At 63.7% G+C, this 6,196-nt stretch carries 6 protein-coding genes; 5 read left to right on the top strand and 1 reads right to left on the bottom strand.

Going from position 1 to position 6,196, the window contains the following annotated elements:
• Positions 1 to 74 precede the first annotated feature (74 nt).
• From VIQ49_RS16225 to VIQ49_RS16245, 5 genes are all read left to right on the top strand, one after another.
• Entirely contained in the window at positions 75 to 1,298 is a 1,224-nt protein-coding gene (locus tag VIQ49_RS16225; protein ID WP_331886415.1) for a L,D-transpeptidase, read from the top strand.
• Positions 1,295 to 2,155, top strand: a complete 861-nt coding sequence (locus VIQ49_RS16230) for an exo-alpha-sialidase (protein ID WP_331886417.1) — start codon at positions 1,295 to 1,297, stop codon at positions 2,153 to 2,155. Before VIQ49_RS16225 ends, VIQ49_RS16230 begins: the two co-directional genes overlap by 4 nt.
• Before the next feature lie 94 nt (positions 2,156 to 2,249).
• Positions 2,250 to 2,456 carry a heavy metal-associated domain-containing protein gene (locus VIQ49_RS16235; protein ID WP_331886419.1) on the top strand — a complete coding sequence of 69 codons (207 nt, stop codon included), beginning with the start codon at positions 2,250 to 2,252 and terminating at the stop codon, positions 2,454 to 2,456.
• 162 nt (positions 2,457 to 2,618) lie between these two features.
• Positions 2,619 to 4,775, top strand: coding sequence for a heavy metal translocating P-type ATPase (locus VIQ49_RS16240; RefSeq protein WP_331886421.1), 2,157 nt, complete (start codon positions 2,619 to 2,621; stop codon positions 4,773 to 4,775).
• Between the two features lie 42 nt (positions 4,776 to 4,817).
• The gene (locus VIQ49_RS16245; protein WP_331886423.1) at positions 4,818 to 5,138 is read left to right on the top strand and encodes a metal-sensitive transcriptional regulator; all 321 of its coding nucleotides are present in this window, start codon (positions 4,818 to 4,820) and stop codon (positions 5,136 to 5,138) included.
• 76 nt (positions 5,139 to 5,214) lie between these two features.
• Here VIQ49_RS16245 and VIQ49_RS16250 read toward each other — a convergent pair whose 3' ends face one another.
• Positions 5,215 to 5,658, bottom strand: coding sequence for a metalloregulator ArsR/SmtB family transcription factor (locus VIQ49_RS16250; RefSeq protein ID WP_331886425.1), 444 nt, complete (start codon positions 5,656 to 5,658; stop codon positions 5,215 to 5,217).
• Positions 5,659 to 6,196: the final 538 nt, after the last annotated feature.

The raw sequence follows: 6,196 nt of genomic DNA on the forward strand, positions 1-6,196 counted from the left end.
GCTTTCGGTGGCACCGACCTGGCCTGCGCGTCGGGCGGTGCCGCAAGTTGGCTGCCTTGACCTTCGGAGATTTCATGCGAACCCCTTACTGCTGGGGACTTGTGGTGGTGGCATTTTTCGTGGCAACACTGACCGCCTGCACCTCGTCCCCATCCACACCGGCCTCGAGCAATTCTTCGGCGGCAAAACCACAAGCCGAAGCCCCGCAGCTCACCATCACGCCGGGCGATGGCACTACGACCGTCACACCCACCGACCGGGTAGAAGTGCAAACCTCCCTTGGCACACTGGAATCGGTGGTATTGACCAACGAAACAGGTCTCGAAATCGACGGTTTCTACACCCCCGATCGGGTGGATTGGAAACCCAGCGTTCTGCTGGGCTACGGCCGCACCTACACGTTGACCGCGACCGCGGTCCACCAGGACCAACGCACCGAACGCACCATCTCGTTTTCCACGGTCACGCCGGGCAACCAGACCCAACCGTCCTTCGTCAGCACCGGCGGCAACCAACTCACCGACGGCGCCACCTACGGCGTCGGGATGGTCATCGTGGCCCACTTCGACGAACCGATTCCCGACCGCGCTGCCGCTGAACGCTCACTGGTGGTACGTACCGACCCGCCGGTGACCGGATCGTGGAATTGGGTGGACGAACAAAATGTGCACTGGCGTCCCCGCGAGTACTACGCCCCCGGCACCACCGTGAGCGTCAGCGCAAACGTATATGGAATCCAATTGGGCGAGAACCTGTTCGGGCAAGAAGACGTCAGTACGTCGTTTACTATCGGCGACGCGCACGTCTCGATCGCCGATGACACCACCAAACAGGTGTCCGTGTTCAGCAACGGTGAATTGGTTCGCACCATGCCCACCTCGATGGGCCGCGGTGGCACCGAAACCATCGGCGGCCGCACCATTCATTTCTGGACCCAATCGGGCACCTACACCGTGCTCGACAAAGCCAACCCGGTCATCATGGACTCCTCGACGTACGGGCTGCCGGTGAACTCCCGGCTCGGGTATCGCCAATCGATCAACTACGCCACCCGCATCAGCAACGACGGCATCTACCTGCACGAGCTCACCGACACCATTGCCCAGCAGGGCAACACGAACATGTCGGCCGGTTGCCTCAACCTCAACCCCGACAACGCCCGATGGTTCTACGACTTCTCGATTCCCGGCGACATCGTGGAAATCCGCAACACCGGAGGTCCTCCCTTGGAACTGTGGCAAAACGGTGACTGGAGTGTGCCGTGGGAGCAGTGGCTGACCGGCAGCGCGCTGTCATGACATCGACTGTCCGCTGGCGCCGCATCCTGCCCATGGCAGTGCTGGGCGCGGCCACGCTGATCCTGGTGGGCTGCACCACAGGCGATCCCGCCGGCAACTCCACCCGGCAACCACCATCACCGACAGGGGCTCCGATTGAGGCCGCTGCGCTGTCCCCGCCCCTGACGCATCTACATGGGCTCCATGTGACCGCCGACCAAACGTTGCTGGCCGGCACCCACACCGGGCTGGTCGTGATCGACCCCTCGGGCGCCACCACACCGGTCGGGACATCCGATGATGACCTGATGGGCCTGTCAGGACTGCCCGGTACCGACACCATCTTCGCCTCCGGGCATCCTGGCCCGTCAAGCTCGGCCTCCAACCCGCTGGGTCTACGGGTCAGCTCCGACGGCGGCCACAGGTGGGACAATCGATCACTGTCCGGGCAGGTTGATTTTCACGTCCTCGCCGCCGCCAGCAATCTGCTCATCGGTTCCGACGGTGGCCCCAACCTGCTGATCTCTTCAGACACAGGCGGCACCTGGACCCGTGGCGCGCAACTGATCCCCCGCACGCTGGCGATCAGCGCCGACGGCATCTGGGCGGCGACCGAGCAGGGCGTTGTGTGGCACAGCACCGATGGCGGCCGCTCCTTCGTCCGGATCGCCGCACCCACCACCATTGGCCTGCTGGCCGGCAACGGCGCAGCGTTGTGGGCGGTCGATGTCGACGGATACGCATGGCAGCGATTCGAGGGCCAGGCCTGGCGTAAACACTCCTGGATTGGAGCTACCGAAGCGATGGCCGTAGGCCCTGATGGCACCGTCTATGCGGCCACCAGCGCCGCATTGCAGGTTCTCGTACCCGATCGTTGAATACCCTACAGGGGTATGGTAATCCGTAGAGAGGCCTTACCGGGTCTTCGCGCAGCACTCGTTGTGCGGTTCTCGCAAAGGGAAAGAGGTTGACATGAGTACGTCCACTGTCATCGTGACTGGAATGACCTGCGGCCATTGCGCTTCTTCGGTACGTGAGGAAGTCGGCGCCCTCGATGGGGTGAGTGCGGTCGAGGTGAACGTGGAGACCGGCAAGGTCACCATCACCAGCACCGCCGCGATTGATCCTTCGGCGGTCACCGCTGCCGTTGCCGAGGCGGGTTACCACGTCGCCGACTGATGTCCCGGCCCCGGCGCCAGAAGTGTTCAACCCTGGTGCGGCGCCGGGGCACACGCGCCCGTCCCGGTCTGTTGCACACCACCAGGCTGATGGCCGCACTATCGGCGGACCAAGGGCGTCACAACACTCGACACATACCCCCTAGGGGTATACGGTGGCGGTATGAACTCTCCACACCATGAGCACATAGGGGACGCGGCAACGACATCACCACGCCCTTCCCACTCAGAGACGGAGCACTCCCACGCCACCAGCACTGCTACGCACACTGATTCGGGACACACCGATTCGGGACACGCGGGCTCCGATCACCACGAGCATGGTGGGCATGCCGGGCACGGTGATCACGTCGGGCAGTTCCGTCGCCTGTTCTGGATCATGCTGGTCCTGGCCGTTCCGGTGGTCGGGTTTTCCAGCATGTTCGCGACGCTCATCGGCTACGACCTTCCCGACGCCGAAGTGGTGTCGTGGATCTCGCCGATCCTGGGCACCGTCATGTTCGCCTGGGGTGGTCGGCCATTTTTGACCGGCGCGGTCAGCGAGGTGCGATCGCGAGCCCCGGGCATGATGCTGCTCATTGCGCTGGCCATCACCGTGGCCTTTGTGGCGTCGTGGGGGGCAAGTCTGGACCTGCTGCACCACGACCTCGATTTCTGGTGGGAACTTGCCCTGCTGATCGTGATCATGCTGCTCGGACACTGGATCGAGATGCGGTCTCTGGCCCAAACCACCTCCGCACTGGACTCACTCGCGGCGCTGCTGCCCGATGAGGCCGAACGCGTAGAGGGCGAGGTCACCGTCACCGTCTCGCCGGCAGACCTGCGAGTCGGTGACGTGGTCATCGTCCGCCCCGGAGCTAACGTGCCAGCGGACGGAAAGATCGTCGAGGGCACCGCCGAGATGAACGAATCGATGGTGACCGGCGAATCAAAGACGGTGCGCCGCACCATCAACGACAGGGTGGTCGCCGGCACCGTCGCCACCGACTCGGGCCTACGGGTACAGGTCACCGCCACTGGCGACGACACCGCCCTGGCCGGAATTCAACGGCTGGTATCCCAAGCGCAGAACTCCTCGTCGCGAGCGCAGCGGATCGCCGACACCGCCGCCGGGTGGTTGTTCTGGTTCGCGCTCGGCGCCGCGGTGATCACCGCGATCGTATGGACTGTCCTGGGCTATCCCGACGATGCGGTTGTCCTCACCATCACCGTGCTGGTCATCGCCTGCCCGCATGCTCTGGGGTTGGCCATTCCGTTGGTGGTGGCGATCGCGACCGAACGCGCCGCCCGCGGCGGTGTCCTGATCAAAGACCGCCTCGCCCTAGAAAGCATGCGCACCGTAGACACCGTGCTGTTCGACAAAACCGGAACACTCACCAAAGGCGAGCCCACCGTCACCGCCGTGCACGCCACCGGCATCCACACCGAGGACGACGTGCTGGCCTGGGCGGCCGCAGCCGAAGCCGACAGCGAACACCCTCTGGGTAAAGCCATCGTGCACGCCGCGCAGACACGGAACTTGCAGGCCGCCTCCTCCGGTGATTTCAGTTCCTCGCCCGCCGTGGGCGTGTCAGCGACCGTCGACGGTCGCCACATTCAGGTCGGCGGACCGCGCCTGCTCGAGCAGTACCAGCACACCGAACTCGACGTCGTTGACAGCTGGCGGGCCGACGGGGCGATCATCTTGCATGTCCTGGCCGACGGAGAGGTCATCGGCGCCCTGAAATTGGCTGATGAAGTGCGCGCTGAATCCCGCCAGGCCGTCGCCGCTCTACACAAGCTCGGTGTCCAGGTCGTCATGATCACCGGTGACGCCCAAGCGGTCGCCCAGTCGGTGGCCACCGAACTCGATATCGACCGGGTGTTCGCCGGTGTTCACCCCGAAGACAAAGCCGCGAAAGTCCAAGAGCTCCAACGCGAAGGCCGCAAGACAGCCATGGTCGGTGACGGTGTCAACGACGCCCCAGCGCTTGCGCAAGCCGAGGTCGGCATCGCCATCGGCGCCGGCACCGACGTCGCGATCGCCTCAGCCGGAGTCATCCTGGCCAGTGACGATCCGCGTTCGGTCCTGTCGGTGATCGAACTGTCTAAGGCGAGCTACCGCAAAATGAAGCAAAACCTGTGGTGGGCGGCCGGCTACAACCTGATCTCAGTGCCCCTGGCCGCAGGAGTTCTGGCCGGCGTCGGGTTCGTCCTACCCATGTCCGTCGGCGCGATCTTGATGTCCGCGTCCACCGTGGTCGTCGCACTCAATGCCCAGCTGTTGCGACGGCTGGATCTGCGGCCCGAGGTCAGCACGGCCGCCGTCCTGGACAGGTAGATAGCCACCTACAATGCAGACGCCCGACAACGAAGGACCCTCATGGCCACCAGCACGCCCACCCCCGACGGGGATCACACTGCCCACGGATACATCGACGACAAGAAGAAGTACCTCGCCCGCCTCAAACGCATTGAGGGCCAGGCCCGCGGCCTGCACCGCATGGTCGATGAAGAGCAATACTGCATCGACATCCTCACCCAGATTTCCGCGCTGACCAAAGCGCTCGAAGGCGTCGCAATCGGCCTGCTCGACGACCACCTCAAACACTGCGTCGTCAATGCCGCCAAGACCGGCGGCGACGAGGCCGAACTCAAGCTCAAAGAAGCCTCTGACGCCATCGCCCGACTAGTCCGGTCCTAAAGCGCGCCCCGCGAGCGCCGTGGGGAAGTGTTCACCCATTCTTTCGGACTCTCGGACTAGTTTCTGCACGAACGCCTCACGCGGTGTCTTCCGTCCGATCTTGCGCCGCGAATCCCAGGTGTTCGATGTGATAGATCGCCTCGTCGAGCAGCATTGCTACGTGATTGTCATAGAGCCGGTAGGTGACGTTGCGTCCTGCCCGAACGCCGGTAACCAACCCGAGTGCGCGGAGTAATCGCAGCTGGTGAGAGACAGCGGACTGTTCCATTTCGACGACCTCGGCGAGAGCTGTCACGCTGAGTGGCCCATGTCGTAATTCGGTGAGGATTCGCAAACGGCTCGGGGTCGCCAGCGCCTGCAATGTCGCAGCAACTGTCGCAGCCGACTCGGCATCGAGGTGCGCCGGCGGCGTAGTCCTGCCTTCGACTCCGTGGGCCGCAGAGGATCCGACCTCGCACTCGACACCGCCGACGCCGTACTCATCCGCGACTGACGACCTCTCCGCCCTCGCGAACGTCATCAGACTGTCCCGGCGAGCGCACTTATCGTCGTCGCCAACCTCAGCATCGCAGCAGTATTCATCATCACGCTCGTGATCTGGGACCTCACAGTAACGCTCCCGCTACCCCTGGGTGTTGCCGGCCACGAAAGCTCCACCGTCATCGTCGCCCTCAACGGCATGCGTCTACTATCTCAACGCTCATGGAGCTTCCAGGAGAAGTAGCCGGTCTACGACCGGTAACTGAACTGTCGTAGCCTGCCGTTCGACCGCACCATCGCTTCATAGCTTGGACAGATAGACATCTTCCGCGGGACTGGGATGCATGAAAGGGTGGGCGGCCTCGCGACCCGCACTCCATGGATCGCGCTGACGCGACTTTAGGTCAGGGCGGCCAGAACCACATTCCGCGCCTACAGACGCCCGACCACCGACACGTAGGGGCGTTGTGTTGCAACAGTATTCGAGCATACAAACCCGATGTGCAGTTCCTGATTGACCGATTGTTCTACGCGCTGGTCACCGGACCAAGAGACTCTGCCGCAAGTTGACCCGCGCT

Source organism: Williamsia sp., from assembly GCF_036566845.1.
In the GTDB taxonomy this organism is placed as follows: Bacteria; Actinomycetota; Actinomycetes; order Mycobacteriales; family Mycobacteriaceae; genus Williamsia.

Bases quoted from the DNA above. Each gene is read 5' to 3' on its own strand.
- VIQ49_RS16225 (WP_331886415.1), top strand. From the start codon at position 75: ATGCGAACCCCTTACTGCTGGGGACTTGTGGTGGTGGCATTTTTCGTG.
- VIQ49_RS16245 (WP_331886423.1), top strand. From the start codon at position 4,818: ATGGCCACCAGCACGCCCACCCCCGACGGGGATCACACTGCCCACGGA.
- VIQ49_RS16235 (WP_331886419.1), top strand. From the start codon at position 2,250: ATGAGTACGTCCACTGTCATCGTGACTGGAATGACCTGCGGCCATTGC.
- VIQ49_RS16230 (WP_331886417.1), top strand. From the start codon at position 1,295: ATGACATCGACTGTCCGCTGGCGCCGCATCCTGCCCATGGCAGTGCTG.
- VIQ49_RS16240 (WP_331886421.1), top strand. From the start codon at position 2,619: ATGAACTCTCCACACCATGAGCACATAGGGGACGCGGCAACGACATCA.
- VIQ49_RS16250 (WP_331886425.1), bottom strand. From the start codon at position 5,658: ATGACGTTCGCGAGGGCGGAGAGGTCGTCAGTCGCGGATGAGTACGGC.